This window comes from Woronichinia naegeliana WA131 (assembly GCA_025370055.1).
Classification (GTDB): domain Bacteria; phylum Cyanobacteriota; class Cyanobacteriia; order Cyanobacteriales; family Microcystaceae; genus Woronichinia; species Woronichinia naegeliana.
In genome coordinates, this window is record CP073041.1 from 6076640 (window position 1) to 6095204 (window position 18565).

Sequence of the window (18565 nt, forward strand, 5' to 3'; positions counted from 1 at the left end):
AGTTAATCCTTGTTCAGGAAAACAGGCAACCCAAAATTTGCTTTTTTGCTTTTTCTCATTTTACCTAACCATCAACTAATTATTTACAGGTAGAAATTTTTTGGGTTTATGCCTAATCCCTAAACAGCGATCGCCCCTTACCAATTCGATAAAAAGCGATCGCCGCTTTTCCCTTCACCCTGATTGACTGACAAAAGTTATGCAGAAAAGTACTGATAAGAGTGGATAGTGAATTCGAGACGATGCAGTCGCTGACGATGTTGTGGGCATGAAGCCATAGAGGGTTCGGAGTTAAAATTAGAAGAGGAACGGACTTGATGAATGAATGAGATTCCAGGCATTGAGAACAGCCACCTTAATCCAATCACAGCCAATCCGAAAATAACTGTTGCCGCGAAACCAATGAGTATCGACCCAGCGACGATGCCCTCCATCAACGACAGCAAGACCTTGAGAGGTGGCAAAAAGTGTAGCCACAGCCATGATAAAACAGAGGCGTGACCAGCAATTCTAAATTTGCGCTGTAGCAAGGGTTTCAGGTTTTAGTTCGCATAATACGGGGTAAAATTCAACGGGATTAACAAGTTCATTTTACGTTGCCCCAAGCTGTACACCAACAAACACAACGCCATAATGAAAGTCAATGCCATAATCCTCTCAGGGGTTTTGAGGAAAACACTCGAAGCAAAAAACAGATAATGAACTTGAGTCTAGATGAGAACAGCAATCCCAAATTCAAAACTTGATAGCTCTGAAAACCTTATACCAAGAGGACTTTACAATTCTTGACAATTTGGTGAATCGCTGAAACGACGCAAAATCGTTCTGAATTTATTTTTGCTGGTTTCGGGCTGAGCCTCAGTTCGTGAAGGTCTGTGGACAGAGAAGTGCCGTCACCTCTGGTAGAAGCAGATAAAAACCATTTTGTTAGCAAATGTTAGTGTTTTAGGAGCGGATCAATTCTAAGAACTGTCTGCGATGAACAGTTTTCAGGGCCTCATCCTCTTTTAAACTAAACACTCAGTTATAAAATTTTTACCAATTCAAATTCACTATGAGCAATACCAGCGACTACATCGGCGAAGAGGCAGCAACTAGAGTTCGGATTCTTAGTGAAGCTTTACCCTACATTCAACACTTTGCCGGACGGACAGTCGTGATTAAATATGGGGGGGCGGCCATGAAGGATAGCTCTCTCAAAGATAAAGTGATTCGAGATATTGTCTTTATGGCTTCCGTCGGTGTACGGCCCGTCGTGGTGCATGGTGGTGGCCCCGAAATTAATACCTGGCTAGATAAGTTAGGCATTGAAGCCAAGTTCAAAGATGGTTTACGGGTGACAGACGGCCCCACGATGGATGTGGTGGAAATGGTTCTAGTCGGTCGCGTCAATAAGGAATTAGTTTCTCTGATTAATCAAGCTGGCGGTCAGGCCGTCGGTCTTTGCGGTAAAGATGGTAATCTGGTCACGGCTCGACAAATCTCCAACAAAGATATTGGTTTTGTGGGAGAAGTCAGTTCTGTTAATGCGCGTTTAGTCGAATCCCTAGGGAAAAGTGGCTACATTCCAGTGATTTCCAGTGTGGCGGCGGATGAGTCGGGACAGGCCTATAATATCAATGCCGATACCTTTGCCGGTGAAGTGGCAGCGGCTCTGGGAGCCGAAAAGTTGATCCTACTGACCGATACTCGCGGTATTCTACGGGATTACAAAGATCCTTCGACTCTGATTACCAAATTGGATATTCAACAGGCCCGAGATTTAATTAAAGAAGGTGTGGTGGCTGGCGGCATGATCCCCAAGGTGAATTGTTGTGTAAGATCCCTAGCTCAAGGAGTACGAGCAACCCATATCATTGATGGTCGGTTGCCCCATGCCTTGTTATTGGAAGTTTTCAGTGATTTGGGGATCGGTTCTATGATTGTGGCCTCTGGCTATAAGTACTAGATGCCGGTGTGTTTTTAAAGGAAGTGTAGGGGACTCGTTTCTCAGTTCCGATTGAGTCTATTACGATGCGAATTATTGCCTATCTTTATAGTGATCCCTGCCTCGAATCCCCTCCCGATCGCTTTATGTGGGGAGTAGAAGTAGATCAGGTTTATGTGGACTTAGGCAATTATCAACAACTGGAAAACTTATTACAGGATTGTCAATTATCTCCACCGAATTATCTACTGGTTCGTCGTTTAGAGGAGTTGGGGGCTAATTTGACGCAAATCGGCGATCGCTTAACCACCCTAGAGTCCTTGGGAATTGAAATTATTGCGATCGAACAAGATTACAGTACCACCTCTCCCCCCTCCCGTCCGCAATGGCTCCAACTGTTAGAAAATATTCAGCAACAACAGCAACGTCAACGCCAAAAACAGGGTCATGCCCGTAATCGTGTTCAAGGCTTACCACCACCAGGGAAAGCTCCCTATGGCTATCGTCGAGAACAGGGTCGTTATATCTTAGATCGCACCACCGCCCCCATCATAAAAGATTTTTTTGAGCATTATTTACTGTACGCTTCCTTACGAGAAGCCATTCGTTATTTGGATAAACGTTATGGCAAAAAAATTGCTGTTTCAACAGGACATAATTGGTTAAAAAATCCTGTCTATCGAGGCAATTTAAGCTATCACAATCAAGATGTCATTGTTGGTAATCATCCCGCCATCCTATCCAGAGAAGAAGCCGCCCAAATTGATCGTTTATTGCGACGAGGTAGCGACTTTGCCGCTAGAACAGCCAGTGCCCCCCGTTCCCTAGCCGGTTTAGTTTTTTGCCAAGTCTGTCAATCCTCTTTTACCGTTAGTCAAGTTAAACCCCAAAAAACAAAGAATCCGGCAAAAACCTATCTTTATCTTCGGGCTGCCAACTGTCAGAGTCAACCGAAATGTCGCGCAATTAACTATGAGCAAATTCTCTTTAAAATTATTAGCCAAATTTGTCAAGATTTACCAGCCACCGTCGCTCAGTTAAATCTACCTAATCTGGATCAAATGAAACAAGGCATCCGCCACGCTATTCAGGAAAAGGAAGAAACGATACAAAAATTACCCACTTTGGAAAGTCAAGGTCTTTTAGATTCACAAATAATAGAACTGCAAATCTACAAATTCAAAACCGAAATTGCCCAATTACGACAACAGTTAGATCAATTACCTCCCGAAGAACTCAAGAAAATCATTAAGACAGTGGCCATACCACAATTCTGGCTAGATTTATCAGAAATAGAACGGCGTTTTTACTTTCGAGAATTTATCCGCCAAATCCAAATTACGCCACCCAAGAAGTCCACAAATTCTGATTGGCAAATTAAATTAGTGTTTGTATTTTAGGAAAAAAATCCCTATGAATTGACACCGAAAACTTGCTTTTGAGCAATCTTTGTTAATAGCCAGAAGTTGATGTGGGAATTTTAGCAGGCTGTAAACCATAGGTCGGTTGGCTATTATTAAAATTCTGGGAAGAATTGGGTGCAGTGCTATAGGGTTGACTAGTGTTATTAATAGGAGAACTAGGATTGTAGCCGTTATTCGGATTTACTCCGCCATAGTTCTGAGGCAGATTGGGGTTAGGATTACCATAACTTCCTCCTAACCCGTTATTGGTGTTGGGAAGACTATAATTCTGCCCGATGGGATAGGCATTATTTTCCCTGACTGAATTCGTAGAACGAGGAAGCTGACTAGAAGGATTGGTACCGAAATAACGATTATTATCGACAGCAGTAAGGGGTGGATTGGTCAGTGGCAGACTTCGAGCCGGTGTTTCTATTGGAGAAGGATTATAATTTCTGGGAACAGGAGCAAATTCATCCACAGATTTTTGTAGAGGGTTAGCTTCTTCACTGGATAATTCTGTTTTTTGAAGGGCTGAAGGAATTGTGGGACGAGTATTATTGGCAGAAGACGGCGGATTTTTTAGTAAGGCGGGAAATAATGATGCTTGGGGATCTCGGTTGGTCATTAAGGGAGACTGATTAGAATTATTGTCCGTCTTTTTAGTCTCATCGGTTTGAGTGGTTAGCTTAGGTAAGCCAGGGACATTTCCCAAAAGATCTTTATTTGGGTTGTTGGTCGGTATGAGTAAGGGTGACAGGGATGACTTTTGGGGCTGGACTTTTGTGACGCTAGGATCGATAGGCGGTAGGGGAACACCATTTTCGATCGCTTCTTCACCCAGGGGATTAGGGACGGAGGCAGGTGTCTGGGACTGATTGATTTGTCTTAACCATTCAGGATGGGATTGATATTGCCAAAGCCCAAAACCCAGCAAAAATAAAAAACCAGGAACCGCCCACCATTGCCACTGACGGAAACGTTTAGCGGAGGAAAGAGAAAAACGAGCATTGGGGTTATTCATCGAAAATTGGGTCAAAATTCAAGTTTGGTCAAAATTCAAGTCAGACGAAATTCAGAAAGCGGTTAAACCTTAGTAGGCAATTTGTAAGGTGACAGAACCCCGCACCGATTGATCACCGCCAATGACCGGAGTTGGAGCCGGAGCGGCCGCTGCTTGTACCATATAATCTGTACGAAAACGGGGGGGGATTGGTACATTCGCGCCATTAATCTGGACAGATATCACGTCTTTGGGGGTTAGGTTGAGAGCTTGAAAAACAGCATTAGCTTGGGATTGGGCATCTTCTGTTGCTCTTTTGAGCGCGATTTTTTGGGCGGCGGCGATCGCTTCCTCGGCGGACATAAAACTCACCCCATTAATGCGAGTAGCACCAACCTTGACTGACTGATCCAATAAACCGCCCACTGCTTCTGTGGGTAGGCGAAAGCTGACGGTATTTGTGCCAGTATAGCCATTTAACTTGCGTTGATTGTTGGCATATTCATAGTTGGGTTGTAATTGAATGCCCGTTGTTTGTAGCTTTTCCACTGACCGCGATCGCAGCAAATCCACCACCGCATTGGTTCGTTTAGCCACATCCTGCTGTACCTCGGTTGCCGTCGGAGCCGTGACTTCTACCCCTAACTCCACCTGGGCTAAACTGGTGGCAATATTTTCAACCCCTTCCCCCGTCACGGTTAAGGTTCGGATGACTTTATCCTCGGCCTGAGCAGGAGGAATCAGGGTCAAGAAGCCTAAGGTTGTTGCTAAAAAGAGAGATTGAACCATTTTGGTCGAAATGATCATAGATTTTGGGATTTTGGCGTAAATTCACTTATCCCATTCTAGCGAAACCGTAATATCACTAAACCTTAACCTTGAAGATTAAGAAACCCTTAAGGAGCAACAAAATAGGGATATTATTGAAAACGTTGGAGAATCCGGATCTCATCTTCCTTTTTACAGCCCAATCCTGGTCTTAGAAAGTCTTCAAATAAAGCCTTCTACCTTATTTTATAAGTTATTGCTGATACGGCAAGGATTAGTTCTATGCTTGTTCTCTCTTTGGTTTCATTGGCGATCGCCTCCATCTCGACCTTTATTTTTCTTAACGTACAGGAAGATGTCATTCGTCCTTGCTTTGCGGTGACAGCCGCCTTGGCCTTACTGTTAACCCTTTGTTTGGCCCCTTGGGCCTTGAAACTCACCCTAGTGGCCATTCCGATTACCTTAGAACGCCTTTACGGTGGGGCTGTCTAGGCCGCTTGCGGAAAAGATTGCACGCCTAAAACCTGACGATAATATTGCTGTAACTGTTGAGTTGCTGCCGCCCAACCCCAGCGTTCAGCCTCCAGTCGAGCATTTTGACGTAATCTTTCCCGTTCTTCCTTGGCATCTAATAGCCGTTGGGTTGCTTTCACTGCGCCCTGGCTGTCTTGAGGATCAAAAAGATAACCATTGACACCATCAGTCACAATATCGGGAATTCCGCCAGAGGCTGCTGCAACCACTGGACAACCGGCGGCCATGGCTTCAAGTAAGACTAAACCGAGGGTTTCGGTGCGAGAGGGAAAAATAAAGGCATCCGCCGTCGCAAAGGCCGCCGCTAATTCTAGTCCCTGCATATAACCAGCAAAATAGGTGGGGGTGCCAGCAAAATGACTGATCAGGGTTTCACGGTGGGGGCCATCCCCGACAATAGCCAAACGAGCATGGGGAATGGCTTCTAGGACAGGTTTAATTTCATCAATTTGTTTTTCGGCAGAAACTCGACCCACATAGAGGAGTAAAGGCGCGTCGGGGTTTCCCTGGGAAAGGCGCGATCGCATTTGTCGAGAAAAGAGATGGGGCTGAAATAATTCTGTATCTACTCCCCGTTGCCAGAGATCGACCCGTTCAATGCCATGATGACGTAATTCTTCTACCATGGCGGTCGAGGTGCAAAGGTTGAGACTGGCTTGGTTATGGCCAAGTTTTAACAGTTCCCACAATAGGCCTTCCAAGGCTCCTAAACCGTAATGCTGCAAATATTGAGGTAAATGGGTGTGGTAAGAAGCAACCAGAGGAATATTCAGGGTTTTCGCATAATAAATACCACCAAGACCTAAAACGGCGGGATTAACCACATGGATCAGATCCGGCTGAAACTTTTCAATGACGGTTCTCAGATGAGGGCGGGGAATGGCTAATTTTAGTTCCGGGTAGAGCGGTAAGGGCATTCCCGTCACGCCATGAATTTTAGCTCCTTTGTATTCTTTTAAGCCGCCTTCTGGGCAGAAGACGAGCACTTGATTACCCTGCCGTTGGAGGTGTTCAACAGTATGCTTAAGACGGGTGACAATACCATCGATTTTCGGTAAGAAAGTTTCTGTAAAGAGAGCAATTCGCATAAAAACCGGTGCGGCGGGGTGAGTTTTGCCAAAATTGAGATTAGGTTATCACAATTGCGGATCTCAAAATTTATGCCGTCAGCAATTCAGTGGCTATTTTTTGCCTGACTCAGGATTCGTAACCCTTGTATTAATCTTTCTGTCCCGGTTGTGACGTTTTCTTGATGTAAGGCTCCATAGGCAATACGGAGATAACAACCTTCTTTCATGCCAAAGGTCGAACCAGGTAAAACTGCCACCTGATGCTCTCGGATCAATCTCTGCACGATTTCTAAATCCGGGTAGGGGAGATGAACTTTAATAAAATTGTAAAAAGCTCCCTCGGTTATCACCCAATCACAAAGATCTGAAATTTTCCCTAGGGCAGTGAGTAATCTGTGACGACTATGGGTAATTTCGGGTAAAAACTGTTGGCAATAGGCAGAACCAGCCTCTAAAGCCGCGATCGCCGCATATTGACCAACGACGGGAGGACAGATCAAGTTAGTATCCTGAATTTTTTGGACTGCCAACAGTAAAGATTGGGGAATAACCATATAACCGATTCGCCAGCCGGCCATGCCATAGGACTTAGATAAACTAAATAGGGAAATGGTATGGGCTGCGCTGTGGGGCAAAGAAGCAGGAGAAAAGTGCTGAACACTGTCGTAGGTAAAGTATTCATAGGCTTCATCGCTAATGTGATAGAGACCTTGCACCTGACAAAGTTGATTAATTTCCTGAAGGGTTTGGGCTGAATATACAGCACCAGTGGGATTGTTGGGAGAAATGGTGACGATCGCACGGGTTCTTGGGGTAATAGCTGCGGCGATCGCTTCTGGCTGGAGTTGATAACAGCTATTCGTGGGTACACAGATCGGTTGACAACCGACCATACGAATGGCCATTTCATGATTGAAGTAGTAGGGCGTATTGAGAATGATTTCATCGCCTGGTGAGGTAATGGCTAAAATGGCATTCAGAAAACCCATATTGGCCCCAGCCGTTACCATGACAGCATTCTGGCTTGCCTCAATCGTGATCTGATTGTCCTGGGCTAACTTGGCAGCGATCGCGGTTTGTAAGGAGGGAATCCCTTGCACCGATTTATACTGATGGTTAGTGACATCCTCAAAACTGGTGGCGATCGCCGTTAAAATCTGGGGCGGTGGGGGATAAAAAGCAATACCCTGTCCGAGAGAAATGGTGCCAGGATTTTCGGCAATCAACTTTCCGACGAGAGGAATAACGGGAGATTGAACAGCATCCATACGAGTCAGCAGCGATCGCTTGTTCATCACAATTTAGGCAACCTAGGTCAACAGCAATAATGATATTCTATATCATTGTCTTTTCTGCTAATGTTTGATCTAGTACCTAGGGTTTTAAGGGCGGAAAATTGGTCTGCCAATAAGCCAATAATTCCTGCCAAACCGTTTCCAATTCTGTCTCACTGCCCTTTGCTCCCGTTAACGAAAGTTGACCCCAGAGACAACGGCGATCGCGAAGAGTTTGTTTTCCACTTAATAAATTAAACCATTGAGAAGGATTAAGATAAGGGCGATAAAAGTAGGCAATAAATTGAGGAATAGTCGCTGTACTTTTGCCATGAGAATTAATACAAGCTGTTAAGTAGCGTTTTTGTTGTTCAGAAAATTCTAAGTGATAACCGTTGGCATTCGCTTTTTCAATAATTGTTTTAGGAGAGGGCAAATTCGGCAAGCGACTGAATTGCTGATAATATTCCCTCACATCACCCAAGGTTATCGGAATATAGTATAAATTGATCGTTAAAGTCTGACCATCTTTTTTGTAAGAATAGATCTTTCCTGACAAAATATCCTTAGTCTTATCTACTTCCCCCTCGGTCGTTGGTTGAGCCGCTTCTGCCTCTTGTTCTGGTTGTTGCTGTGGCAGAGGAATAGATTCAGCGTTGATAAGTTGCCAACCTGTAATCGACAATTGGGAGGGGAATTGATAGACAACCTTTTTCTCTAGACCCATACTAGGATTCAGCCACAAATTTAATAAAATGATGACTAAACTGACACCTGTAAATATTATCCAGACAGGACGCGATCGCACGTTTTTAGGTAAAGTTCCAGTTGGAGAGGGCGAGGAAATATGACTAGGTGAAACCAGAAGAATAATTATCCCAAAGGAGAATAGAGAAAGGAATGCAAGGAGGTTACTCCCATTGACACCATGCCAATAGCTAAATGCAGATTTATCTGTTACTGCTAAAGCAAGAATGATCAGCCTAGAAATCGAAAAAGTAACACTAATAATCCCTGCAAGAAGAAAAGGTAAATACTTATTTCTGAGAAGGTAAGGAAAAAGAAAAGTTAGTAAGAAAGAAACTTTTAATAGCAAGATTAGAAGCGGTATTGCCGTACATTCTGATAGAACTTCAATTACACCATTATTCACATAAACCAGAGATCCCTGAGTTGCTGATTCAAAACCAAGATACCACAAAATAAAAGCGGTAAGTTTCGCAGAGATAACTGTGATTTTAAACAGCATCCCAAAGAGCTTTACTAAAATAGTAATTAACGGAAATACGGTAATAAGAAACAACTCTCGCCAAAATTGTTTAATTCCCTGAAAACCTGAAGCTAATAGTGCTAATCCAACCGCACTAACAACGGGAAGAAATAACCAAAAAATAGAGACTTCTTTTACTGCAAATTCAGGTTTTAAGAAAGGAATAATAACTAAACAGAAACCGAGAATACTGGACGGGAAAGAGTTAACAAGAGTTAGGCTAAATCTGCGTTGGTATAGATGCCAAAGGATACTCAGGTATAAAGATAACTGTAAAAACCAGTTATTGAAATCTTCTTGCACTCGCCAGAAGAGAGTTAATTGAATGGAGGCAATTAACCCAAAGAGGAATAAGAGCAGAACTTTTTGATTCATTGGGCGAATTTTACTTAGGTTTCTAAGTTCATATTTGATAGGCAATCTCATCGTAAAATTAGGACTAAAAACCTGGACTATTCTTAATCAGAAAATGATCAAGGTGATGCTAGTAATCAACATTATGTATCAGGGTTACTAACAGTGCTTTATCATAAACTAAAATCAACATGGAGGAGAGTAATCTACACTACTTGACAAATTCAGTCCATCAATATACCATAAACGGGAGAGTAAAATTAAGTCGTAGTTTTAGGTACGCAAAGGCATACCTGAGTTAATGCAGCGATTTGTCCTTTCACATTCAGCTCCATTTCTGACTATATCGTAGTGATTATGAATGCTAGCAAAATTGGTCTTTTAACAGGTCTATCCATTGCGGGGATTATTGGTAGCAGTTCATTGCAGGCTGCCTCTGCCCTTACTATTTCTCAAATTGTAAATACGCCTGGATACTCCGAAACCGTCAATGGCATTACTTTTTCTGAGTTTTCTACTACCAGTAGTGACGCTAACTGGTTGGCTTATACCGTTGGCATTAATACAGTTAACCCAGTTGCTACTGGGTGTGACCTTTAGTTGATGAAGGAAAAGAAAAGTGTTAACATGGGATGAAAAGTGACAAAGAGGAAACAATGATGACAGCAAAACTAATTAATGTAGAGGGTTCAAAGATAAAAATAGAACTAACATTAGAACTCAGTCGTTCAATGTTGGATACAGAAATAAATATTCAAAAAGGCTTAAACGAAGTAGGTTGCATCGCCAGCAAAGAAGCCTTGAAATATTTAGATACAGATGGTTCACCCTTAAAAATCGGTGAAGAAATCTGGAAGAGTAAGGGAGAGCAACCGAAAGAATATCAAACACCTTATGGTGAGGTTATAGTGAATCGTCATGTATATCAGCGTTCACCTTTGAGGAAAAACGTATTGCCCCTTAGAAAGAGAAGCAAGGATAATCATAACATCAACGCCATTATTGGCAAAACAGGTATCCTCAAAAATGTCAGGGATGGCAGGCAAAGAGGTGAAAAATGATTTATTAGAAAATCATGGTAGAAAAGTAGCGCTATCCTATATCCAAAGATTGAGTGAAGCAGTAGGAAGTGTGGTACAGGCAAAAGAAGAAGCGTGGAGTTATGCCCCGCCCAAGGAGGATAGCCAAATTGCAACAGTGGGAATAGGATTAGATGGAACCTGTATGCTGATGTGTGAGGATGGCTACCGTGAAGCAATGGTGGGAACCGTTTCCCTATACGATAGTGAAGGCGAACGTCAACATACAATCTATCTAGGTGCGGCACCAGAGTATGGAAAAAAGAGTTTTCTAGAAAGATTAGAAAGAGAAATTGAGCGAGCGAAAAACCGTTATCCAGAGGCAACATTGGTCGGGATAGCAGACGGGGCAGAATCAAATTGGAAGTTTTTAGAAAAGCAAACGGAAGAACAGATATTAGATTTCTATCATGCCTCTGGTTACTTAGGTGCCTTGGCAGAAGCGTTGCATCCGAATACCGTGTCAAAACAAAAAGAATGGTTGACTGAAAATTGTCGAGAACTCAAGCATGAAAAAGGAAAAGCAGGAGAACTGCTAAATCTGATGAAAGAAGTCAAAGAAGAAAAAAGTCATTCTAAGAATCTTACCGAGAAACTACAAGCGGCGATTACTTATTACGAGAATCATCAGCATCAAATGGATTATGCTGAATACATAGAGAAAAAGTATCCGATTGGTTCAGGTGTTACGGAAGCAGCTTGTAAGACGTTGGTCAAACAACGATTATGTTGTTCAGGGATGCGATGGAAGGAAAAAGGAGCAGGAATTATTTTGAGCCTACGAGCTTTGGTATTGACCAAGGAACGATGGAGTCAATTTTGGGCAAAACTTGATCAATATGGGTTCCCTGTAGAACCCTGATTACAACAGCTTTTATCAACTAAAGGTCGCACCCGTTGCTACTTAGATCAATTTTACTAATATTGGTGGTTCCAGTGTCAGCCCTGGTTCCTATGACATTAGCTATAGGGTGACAAGCTCTTTACCGATTCTTAGCATCGGTGCTAACGTCAATGCTGTCTCAACCACTCTCACAAAAAGTATTGCTCTGACTTCAGGTGGAAGTAATATTAGTGGTTTTCCGGTTGTCGCTACCGACACTACTGGACTAGTTACTCAAAGTGTTAATCCAACTTTAACGTCATTTTATGTTAATGATGTCAATTTTATTGCCGCTGGTGGTGATTTGACATCTTCCTCCAATCGGTTTGCAGTTCCTTGGGAAACAGACGCGCTGCCTGTGGTAGGAGCAACGATCGCCTTTGGTGCTGGTATTTTTGCCAAACGGAAATTCGCTTCCTTGAAAAGCAAGAATGTTAAGCTAGATAGCTAAAAAGTTCTTAAAATCGAACTCAAAATGTTTTTTAAAATCTCCTCTTTTTTCTAATGAAGAAGGGGATTATTTTATGGGAAAATTTGCATTGCGGAATGAAGTTCTCCTTCTAAGCCATGGGCTATGGGGATTGATGATTTATTTAAACCCTCTCGTTTTTAGTTTTTCTGAATCAGTATCTTGCTGCTCTGGGTTACACTATTCAGTTAGACTCCTCTGCTTTTTCTAAATTGGAAGAGGATGAAGCTATTTATTTGAAGTTTAATACCCCAAAAATGCCAGACTTAACCCCTTCCACGGTTGTCAATTCCCTATCCCAAAATCTAGCTCTATTGAAAAGCTATAGTTGTTTGACGGTCAAAGTTCCTGCTTCAACGACTGAAAAAGAGGCACTACAACAAGCCATCATTCAGGTTTGTCAAGCATCAGAATACGAAAATCTCGGCATTTGTGCTGATCGTCTGGATGTGGCCATTACGACTTTAAATCAGTATCTTGCTGCTTTGGGTTACACAGGTCAGCTAGATTCCTCTATCTTTCCTGAATCAAAAGAGTATGAACCGATTTATTTGAAGTTTAATACCCAAAAAATGAGTCACTACAGCGATCGCTATGAAGGAACCTATCGCGGTGTTTTAATTGCCTGTCAATCGGAAGATCAGACTTTAGCTGGAACCTATGGTTATTTTCCGCTAGATTTATTTGCACCATCTTAGTTCAACATTTTGCGCTAATAACCAGGAACCTATCGGGGCGATCGCTGTTTTTTACCCATTATTCATCTGGCTCAATGGTGCTAATCAACCCATGATGGTTGAGGGTTTCACAATAAAATTCAGCATGTTCTAGGGCACAGGTAATCACCAGGGCTAGACCGTTGGTGTGGGCTTCCATCATAATATCGACGGCCTGGGGTTGAGTGAGTCCTGCAATTGTTTGTATGAGGGTTTGAACGACATATTCCATCGAATTAAAGTCGTCATTATGCAGGAGAACCTTATAGCGAGGGGCCGGTTTACGGATGGTTTCAGAGACGGTGGAACGCTTTTCTAGGACTTCTGTGGACACGGCTTTCTTCCAATTTACAGTACAAACAATCTGATCATTGATAGAGATATTGGCGACAATCCCTCCTCAATGATATCTAATGGTTCCTTACTTTGTTAAAAATTTTGGCGATAACTTGGTCAGCAATTTACTCGCTTGACTGGCAATGGTTAATTTTTCTCCTGTCTCTAAACCCCACACAACAGTAATCTTGGCGATCTCGGCGGATGGTTGACAATACTCCCAGGCAAAACCTTTGCCACTTTTAGAGGGTAAAACGCTTGGATAAGAACAGTTTCTTCAAGGCACTTGTTATTAAAACGTGTTACGGTACGCTATAAAAAACTGAATTTTGCTTACTCTTGCCATGTTCAAATCCTATTCTTCCCCCTACTCGATTACTTGGCATCAAAGAATTGCAGATATTCCCCAATCCGCTTGGGATGCTTTAGCATTACCCCTCAAAACGCCTTTTTTAGAATGGGAATGGTTGAATAATCTGGAAACCTCTGGCAGTGCTACAGCTAAAACGGGTTGGCAACCTTCTCATTTAACGATTTGGAAAAATAAAGAATTGGTCGGTGCGGCGGCTCTTTATATTAAGGGTCACAGCTATGGTGAATTTGTTTTTGATCATCAGTGGGCTGATCTGGGTCATCGTTTAGGCATTCGTTACTATCCCAAATTATTGGGAATGGCTCCTTTTACCCCCGCCGAGGGTTATCGTTTTCTGATCGCACCCGATGAGGATGAGTGGGAAATTACGCAGCAGATGGTATCCGCCATTGATCATTTCTGTGATCGCCAGGGTTTATCGGGTTGCAACTTTCTGTTTGTTGATCCTGAATGGCGAAAAATGATGGCTCATCTAGGGTTTTCCCATTGGTTACACCATAGCTATATTTGGAAAAATCAAGGTTTTGAACAATTTGAAGATTATTTGTCTATTTTTAATGCGAATCAACGCCGCAATATTAAACGAGAGCGAAAATCTGTCGTTCAAGCCGGATTAAATATTAAGGTATTTGCTGGGGAAGAAGTGCCTCATCATCTTTATCCCCTGATTTATCGGTTTTATAGTAGTACTTGTGACAAGTTTTATTGGGGTAGCAAATATTTAACACGAAAATTTTTTGAACAACTTTATCCTAAATACCGCGATCGCGTTGTTGTGATTGCCGCCTACAATGATGCTTTTGATCAAGTTGAGAATGAACATCCTGTTGGCCTTTCTTTTTGTTTACGCAAGGGAGAAAATTTTTATGGTCGTTATTGGGGCAGTTTACAAGAGTATGATTGTCTTCATTTTGAAGCTTGTTATTATCAACCTATTGATTGGGCCATTCAACAAGGGATAACCCTCTTTGATCCTGGGGCGGGCGGACAGCACAAACGTCGGCGAGGTTTTCCGGCTACCCCTAATTATAGTTTGCATCGTTTTTATCATCCCAAGATGACCCAGATTCTACAATACTATATTGACGAGATTAATCAAATTGAACAGGCTGAGATTGAGGCAATTAATCAGGATTTACCTTTTAGTAAACGGGAAATTGAGCTTAAGCTTTAATCAAAATCAAGACTTTACAAGTTTGCGATTATATTAGTTCGCATAAGCTACTTCGCTGCTTCGACAACCTGCGGAATGTGGGATCTAATCTCACTCGCTGTCTAATTCTAACGCTGAGTATTGACACTTAGTACTGATTCCTCTTTGTTCATTTTTACACTGGTCATTCTATCATCCCTAAACTCCACTTCCCATTGTTGAAGGAGTTTAGTTTATCTAAAAATCCCTCAGTTAAACTGTAACCAGTTGGGGCATTAATCTTTCTAAAATTTGTTCTAAAACTATTGCTGTCCAATCAATATCCGCGATCGCCGTATCTTTGCCAAAGGTCAGACGAATTCCGCCCAAAGCCGTCGAAGTATCGTAACCCATCGCCAACAAAATCGGACTGGGATTTAACTTGCCACTGTTACAAGCAGCCCCCGCACTAATGCCAATACCCGCTAAATCTAATTGTCTAACCAGCGTTTTGCCCGTAATCCCTTCCTTTCTCGAATCCGCAATCACAAAACTGGCATGGTGAGGTAAACGATAAAGGCGATCGCCGGTTGGGTCAAGAAAAGGACAATTAGCCAATCGATCGAAAAGATGATCTCGCAGGGCCCTCAAACGAGGTGTTTCTGTCGCCATCTCCTGAGCCGCTAATTCTGCTGCCACCCCAAAACCGGCGATCGCTGGTAGAGCTTGAGTCCCTGAGCGAAGTTTTTGTTCTTGGCCACCTCCATTGATTAAGGGCAATAAATTCACACCTTCCCGCACATAAAGGGCCCCTGCACCCTGAATACCATAAATTTTATGACTGGAAAGTGAGAGTAAATCAACGGGTAAACGTTGTACATCAAGGGGAATACGCCCTGCTACCTGAACCGCATCAGTATGGAAAAGAATTCCCTGGGAACGAGCAATTCTGCCTAATTCTTCAATGGGTTGCAGGGTTCCCACTTCACTTTGTCCATAGATAATTGAAATTAAAACAGTATTGTCTTGAATCGCCGCCATTAAATCCAACGGATTGACACGACCTTGGCGATTAACTGGTAAACGAGTGACTTGCCAACCTTGCTGGGCCAGAAAACGGGCAGGTTCAGAAATAGCGGAATGTTCAACGCTAGAAATGATCAGATGCTGAGGTTGAGAATATTGACGAGCGATACCCATGATCGCGAAATTATCTGCCTCCGTTCCCCCAGAAGTAAACACAATACTGTCCGGGTTCGGTGCATTTAAAAAGTTAGCAACTTGTAAACGCGCAGTTTCTAAGCTTAAAGCCGCCCGTTGTCCCCACTGGTGCAGACTAGAGGGATTTCCCCAACCTTCTCCTAAAACCTTTCGTACCGTTGCTAACACTTCCGGGCGAGGTGGTGTGGTCGCGCTGTAATCAAGATAAATTTGCATCTGATTTTTCCTCCGTTCCTAGCCGTTAGCAAAGCGGCGAATCATTTTGGATTGGCCCTTTATCCACCTGGTTTACAGACATTGTAATCTTCGTGAGAAACAACGGATTCAGGAATCAAAAACGATCCCTGATCCCGACAAAGCAAACGATAATTACGAGTAACAGGAATACTGATGACAAAACGATCATGTCTTAACCGTTTGCCATGAAAATCCCGATAGTCCTGATGATTAGCCAAACCGTCTAAAATCTGTCGAGCTTTTAAGACCACATTTTTAGGGAGATCTCGTAGATCAATCGGATCTTGAAGAAAAGTGGCTTGCCAATCTTCCTTCTCTTGTTTTTTTTGTTCCCATTGAGTCTGTTTTTGGGCACAGGAATGACAAATTTGTCCATAGCCCTTGTGACCGCAGGGAAAGATTTTTTTGCGCCTAGACATAATGCTAAAACGACCTAGGTCAAGCAGAAAACTACAAGGTTATTGGGCAATTATGCCGCCCCTGTGACAGCAACTTCTCTAAAGTAAAGGGATTTCTGTGCAACTTTTAACCTCGTCAAAACTACTCAAAAATGAATAATCCGACTCAGTATAGCAACTAATCCAAGGACTAGAAGGTGGTTGCCCACAAAGTCTACAGTTTCCTGTAAGCACTTAGTTAAAAACGAACAGTCCTAACAGGGTGTTAGCGTCGTTTGTTAATCTGCTCTTAGCCTTTGAAAAAATTTTACCCGTCCCCAGGGAGGCTAAAAACTGGGCGGAACCCGCTATCTTTTGTTGTTTAGGTGCGTTGATCTGGATTTTAACCTAATTGACCGCTAGAAGGCAATGAAGAATGGGGTTAAATCGAACAACACTAGACTAAATAGACAAAGATGGGCAGTTTTGTTAAGAAAAAAGACTACCAGCAACTACCTCTAGCCTTACTTATCGATTTTGGGATTCTTTTTCCAGCATACCCGCTTCTGTGAGTCTGAGAAAGGGAATCCGCTCTCTGCAATAGGGCGAACGCATCTAGAAATGGTACAGACGAAAGAACGTCATAGGGGGATGGAGAAGGGAAGATAAGCTAAAGTCTATAGAAGGGTGTGACCTTTAGTTGATGAAGGAAAAGAAAAGTGTTAACATGGGATGAAAAGTGACAAAGAGGAAACAATGATGACAGCAAAACTAATTAATGTAGAGGGTTCAAAGATAAAAATAGAACTAACATTAGAACTCAGTCGTTCAATGTTGGATACAGAAATAAATATTCAAAAAGGCTTAAACGAAGTAGGTTGCATCGCCAGCAAAGAAGCCTTGAAATATTTAGATACAGATGGTTCACCCTTAAAAATCGGTGAAGAAATCTGGAAGAGTAAGGGAGAGCAACCGAAAGAATATCAAACACCTTATGGTGAGGTTATAGTGAATCGTCATGTATATCAGCGTTCACCTTTGAGGAAAAACGTATTGCCCCTTAGAAAGAGAAGCAAGGATAATCATAACATCAACGCCATTATTGGCAAAACAGGTATCCTCAAAAATGTCAGGGATGGCAGGCAAAGAGGTGAAAAATGATTTATTAGAAAATCATGGTAGAAAAGTAGCGCTATCCTATATCCAAAGATTGAGTGAAGCAGTAGGAAGTGTGGTACAGGCAAAAGAAGAAGCGTGGAGTTATGCCCCGCCCAAGGAGGATAGCCAAATTGCAACAGTGGGAATAGGATTAGATGGAACCTGTATGCTGATGTGTGAGGATGGCTACCGTGAAGCAATGGTGGGAACCGTTTCCCTATACGATAGTGAGGGAGAACGTCAACCTACAATCTATCTAGGTGCGGCACCAGAGTATGGAAAAAAGAGTTTTCTAGAAAGATTGGAAAGAGAAATTGAGCGAGCGAAAAACCGTTATCCAGAGGCAACATTGGTCGGGATAGCAGACGGGGCAGAATCAAATTGGAAGTTTTTAGAAAAGCAAACGGAAGAACAGATATTAGATTTCTATCATGCCTCTGGTTACTTAGGTGCCTTGGCAGAAGCGTTGCATCCGAATACCGTGTCAAAACAAAAAGAATGGTTGACTGAAAATTGTCGAGAACTCAAGCATGAAAAAGGAAAAGCAGGAGAACTGCTAAATCTGATGAAAGAAGTCAAAGAAGAAAAAAGTCATTCTAAGAATCTTACCGAGAAACTACAAGCGGCGATTACTTATTACGAGAATCATCAGCATCAAATGGATTATGCTGAATACTTAGAGAAAAAGTATCCGATTGGTTCAGGTGTTACGGAAGCAGCTTGTAAGACGTTGGTCAAACAACGATTATGTTGTTCAGGAATGCGATGGAAGGAAAAAGGAGCAGGAATTATTTTGAGCCTACGAGCTTTGGTATTGACCAAGGAACGATGGAGTCAATTTTGGGCAAAACTTGATCAATATGGGTTCCCTGTAGAACCCTGATTACAACAGCTTTTATCAACTAAAGGTCGCACCCCTATAGAATAGGACAGGGCGAACGCATCTTAATTTTTGAAAGGTAGGCTGGATAAGGGTTTCCG

Annotated in this window: 16 protein-coding genes and 2 pseudogenes; 10 read left to right on the top strand and 8 right to left on the bottom strand. The window is 42.5% G+C overall.

Annotated features, from left to right (window positions below):
- Positions 1-321 precede the first annotated feature (321 nt).
- The 3 genes from KA717_30875 to KA717_30885 all read left to right on the top strand — a co-directional run bounded on the left by KA717_30875 (position 322) and on the right by KA717_30885 (position 3327).
- The gene (locus tag KA717_30875; GenBank protein UXE60035.1) at positions 322-501 is read left to right on the top strand and encodes a hypothetical protein; all 180 of its coding nucleotides are present in this window, start codon (positions 322-324) and stop codon (positions 499-501) included.
- Between the two features lie 553 nt (positions 502-1054).
- The gene (argB, locus tag KA717_30880) at positions 1055-1948 is read left to right on the top strand and encodes an acetylglutamate kinase (protein UXE60036.1); all 894 of its coding nucleotides are present in this window, start codon (positions 1055-1057) and stop codon (positions 1946-1948) included.
- 65 nt (positions 1949-2013) lie between these two features.
- Positions 2014-3327, top strand: a complete 1314-nt coding sequence (locus KA717_30885) for a recombinase family protein (GenBank protein UXE60037.1) — start codon at positions 2014-2016, stop codon at positions 3325-3327.
- A 52-nt stretch (positions 3328-3379) separates the two neighbouring features.
- Here KA717_30885 and KA717_30890 read toward each other — a convergent pair whose 3' ends face one another.
- The gene (locus KA717_30890; protein UXE60038.1) at positions 3380-4354 is read right to left on the bottom strand and encodes a hypothetical protein; all 975 of its coding nucleotides are present in this window, start codon (positions 4352-4354) and stop codon (positions 3380-3382) included.
- A gap of 69 nt (positions 4355-4423) precedes the next feature.
- Entirely contained in the window at positions 4424-5140 is a 717-nt protein-coding gene (locus KA717_30895; protein UXE60039.1) for an SIMPL domain-containing protein, read from the bottom strand.
- A gap of 243 nt (positions 5141-5383) precedes the next feature.
- Here KA717_30895 and KA717_30900 point away from each other — a divergent pair, with 243 nt between their 5' ends.
- Entirely contained in the window at positions 5384-5593 is a 210-nt protein-coding gene (locus tag KA717_30900) for a riboflavin synthase subunit alpha (protein UXE60040.1), read from the top strand.
- Here KA717_30900 and KA717_30905 read toward each other — a convergent pair.
- The 3 genes from KA717_30905 to KA717_30915 all read right to left on the bottom strand — a co-directional run bounded on the left by KA717_30905 (position 5590) and on the right by KA717_30915 (position 9624).
- Positions 5590-6723: a glycosyltransferase gene (locus KA717_30905; protein ID UXE60041.1), complete on the bottom strand. Its 1134-nt coding sequence runs from the start codon at positions 6721-6723 to the stop codon at positions 5590-5592. The genes KA717_30900 and KA717_30905 overlap by 4 nt on opposite strands.
- Before the next feature lie 86 nt (positions 6724-6809).
- Positions 6810-7973, bottom strand: a complete 1164-nt coding sequence (locus KA717_30910; GenBank protein UXE60042.1) for a pyridoxal phosphate-dependent aminotransferase — start codon at positions 7971-7973, stop codon at positions 6810-6812.
- A gap of 106 nt (positions 7974-8079) precedes the next feature.
- Complete coding sequence (locus tag KA717_30915) at positions 8080-9624, bottom strand: cyanoexosortase A system-associated protein (protein ID UXE60043.1); 1545 nt, start codon at positions 9622-9624, stop codon at positions 8080-8082.
- A 336-nt stretch (positions 9625-9960) separates the two neighbouring features.
- Here KA717_30915 and KA717_30920 point away from each other — a divergent pair, with 336 nt between their 5' ends.
- The 4 genes and pseudogenes from KA717_30920 to KA717_30935 all read left to right on the top strand — a co-directional run bounded on the left by KA717_30920 (position 9961) and on the right by KA717_30935 (position 12732).
- Positions 9961-10203 (top strand): hypothetical protein, encoded by a 243-nt coding sequence (locus KA717_30920; protein ID UXE60044.1) that lies wholly within the window; start codon positions 9961-9963, stop codon positions 10201-10203.
- A gap of 59 nt (positions 10204-10262) precedes the next feature.
- A pseudogene (locus KA717_30925) lies at positions 10263-11544 on the top strand (ISKra4 family transposase).
- A gap of 109 nt (positions 11545-11653) precedes the next feature.
- Complete coding sequence (locus tag KA717_30930; GenBank protein ID UXE60045.1) at positions 11654-12016, top strand: hypothetical protein; 363 nt, start codon at positions 11654-11656, stop codon at positions 12014-12016.
- A 275-nt stretch (positions 12017-12291) separates the two neighbouring features.
- Entirely contained in the window at positions 12292-12732 is a 441-nt protein-coding gene (locus KA717_30935) for a DUF1824 family protein (protein UXE60046.1), read from the top strand.
- A 58-nt stretch (positions 12733-12790) separates the two neighbouring features.
- Here KA717_30935 and clpS read toward each other — a convergent pair whose 3' ends face one another.
- Complete coding sequence (clpS, locus tag KA717_30940; protein UXE60047.1) at positions 12791-13084, bottom strand: ATP-dependent Clp protease adapter ClpS; 294 nt, start codon at positions 13082-13084, stop codon at positions 12791-12793.
- Between the two features lie 346 nt (positions 13085-13430).
- On the opposite strand from clpS, the gene KA717_30945 reads away from it, so the two are divergent.
- Positions 13431-14633 (top strand): GNAT family N-acetyltransferase, encoded by a 1203-nt coding sequence (locus tag KA717_30945; protein UXE64823.1) that lies wholly within the window; start codon positions 13431-13433, stop codon positions 14631-14633.
- A 231-nt stretch (positions 14634-14864) separates the two neighbouring features.
- Here the strand turns inward: KA717_30945 and KA717_30950 are convergent, their stop codons facing one another.
- Both KA717_30950 and KA717_30955 read right to left on the bottom strand, forming a co-directional pair.
- On the bottom strand, positions 14865-16028 hold the full coding sequence (locus KA717_30950) for a cysteine desulfurase (protein ID UXE60048.1): 1164 nt from the start codon (positions 16026-16028) through the stop codon (positions 14865-14867).
- Positions 16029-16087: 59 nt separating this feature from the next.
- Positions 16088-16468 carry a hypothetical protein gene (locus tag KA717_30955; GenBank protein UXE60049.1) on the bottom strand — a complete coding sequence of 127 codons (381 nt, stop codon included), beginning with the start codon at positions 16466-16468 and terminating at the stop codon, positions 16088-16090.
- Positions 16469-17185: 717 nt separating this feature from the next.
- Between KA717_30955 and KA717_30960 the strand changes: the two are divergent.
- A pseudogene (locus KA717_30960) lies at positions 17186-18467 on the top strand (ISKra4 family transposase).
- The last annotated feature ends 98 nt before the right edge of the window (positions 18468-18565 follow it).

What these genes read in the sequence shown, in the direction of transcription:
- KA717_30875 (UXE60035.1), top strand. Translation starts at nt 322, where the DNA reads ATGAATGAGATTCCAGGCATTGAGAACAGCCACCTTAATCCAATCACA.
- argB (UXE60036.1), top strand. Translation starts at nt 1,055, where the DNA reads ATGAGCAATACCAGCGACTACATCGGCGAAGAGGCAGCAACTAGAGTT.
- KA717_30885 (UXE60037.1), top strand. Translation starts at nt 2,014, where the DNA reads ATGCGAATTATTGCCTATCTTTATAGTGATCCCTGCCTCGAATCCCCT.
- KA717_30890 (UXE60038.1), bottom strand. Translation starts at nt 4,354, where the DNA reads ATGAATAACCCCAATGCTCGTTTTTCTCTTTCCTCCGCTAAACGTTTC.
- KA717_30895 (UXE60039.1), bottom strand. Translation starts at nt 5,140, where the DNA reads ATGATCATTTCGACCAAAATGGTTCAATCTCTCTTTTTAGCAACAACC.
- KA717_30900 (UXE60040.1), top strand. Translation starts at nt 5,384, where the DNA reads ATGCTTGTTCTCTCTTTGGTTTCATTGGCGATCGCCTCCATCTCGACC.
- KA717_30905 (UXE60041.1), bottom strand. Translation starts at nt 6,723, where the DNA reads ATGCGAATTGCTCTCTTTACAGAAACTTTCTTACCGAAAATCGATGGT.
- KA717_30910 (UXE60042.1), bottom strand. Translation starts at nt 7,973, where the DNA reads ATGGATGCTGTTCAATCTCCCGTTATTCCTCTCGTCGGAAAGTTGATT.
- KA717_30915 (UXE60043.1), bottom strand. Translation starts at nt 9,624, where the DNA reads ATGAATCAAAAAGTTCTGCTCTTATTCCTCTTTGGGTTAATTGCCTCC.
- KA717_30920 (UXE60044.1), top strand. Translation starts at nt 9,961, where the DNA reads ATGAATGCTAGCAAAATTGGTCTTTTAACAGGTCTATCCATTGCGGGG.
- KA717_30935 (UXE60046.1), top strand. Translation starts at nt 12,292, where the DNA reads ATGCCAGACTTAACCCCTTCCACGGTTGTCAATTCCCTATCCCAAAAT.
- KA717_30945 (UXE64823.1), top strand. Translation starts at nt 13,431, where the DNA reads ATGTTCAAATCCTATTCTTCCCCCTACTCGATTACTTGGCATCAAAGA.
- KA717_30950 (UXE60048.1), bottom strand. Translation starts at nt 16,028, where the DNA reads ATGCAAATTTATCTTGATTACAGCGCGACCACACCACCTCGCCCGGAA.
- KA717_30955 (UXE60049.1), bottom strand. Translation starts at nt 16,468, where the DNA reads ATGTCTAGGCGCAAAAAAATCTTTCCCTGCGGTCACAAGGGCTATGGA.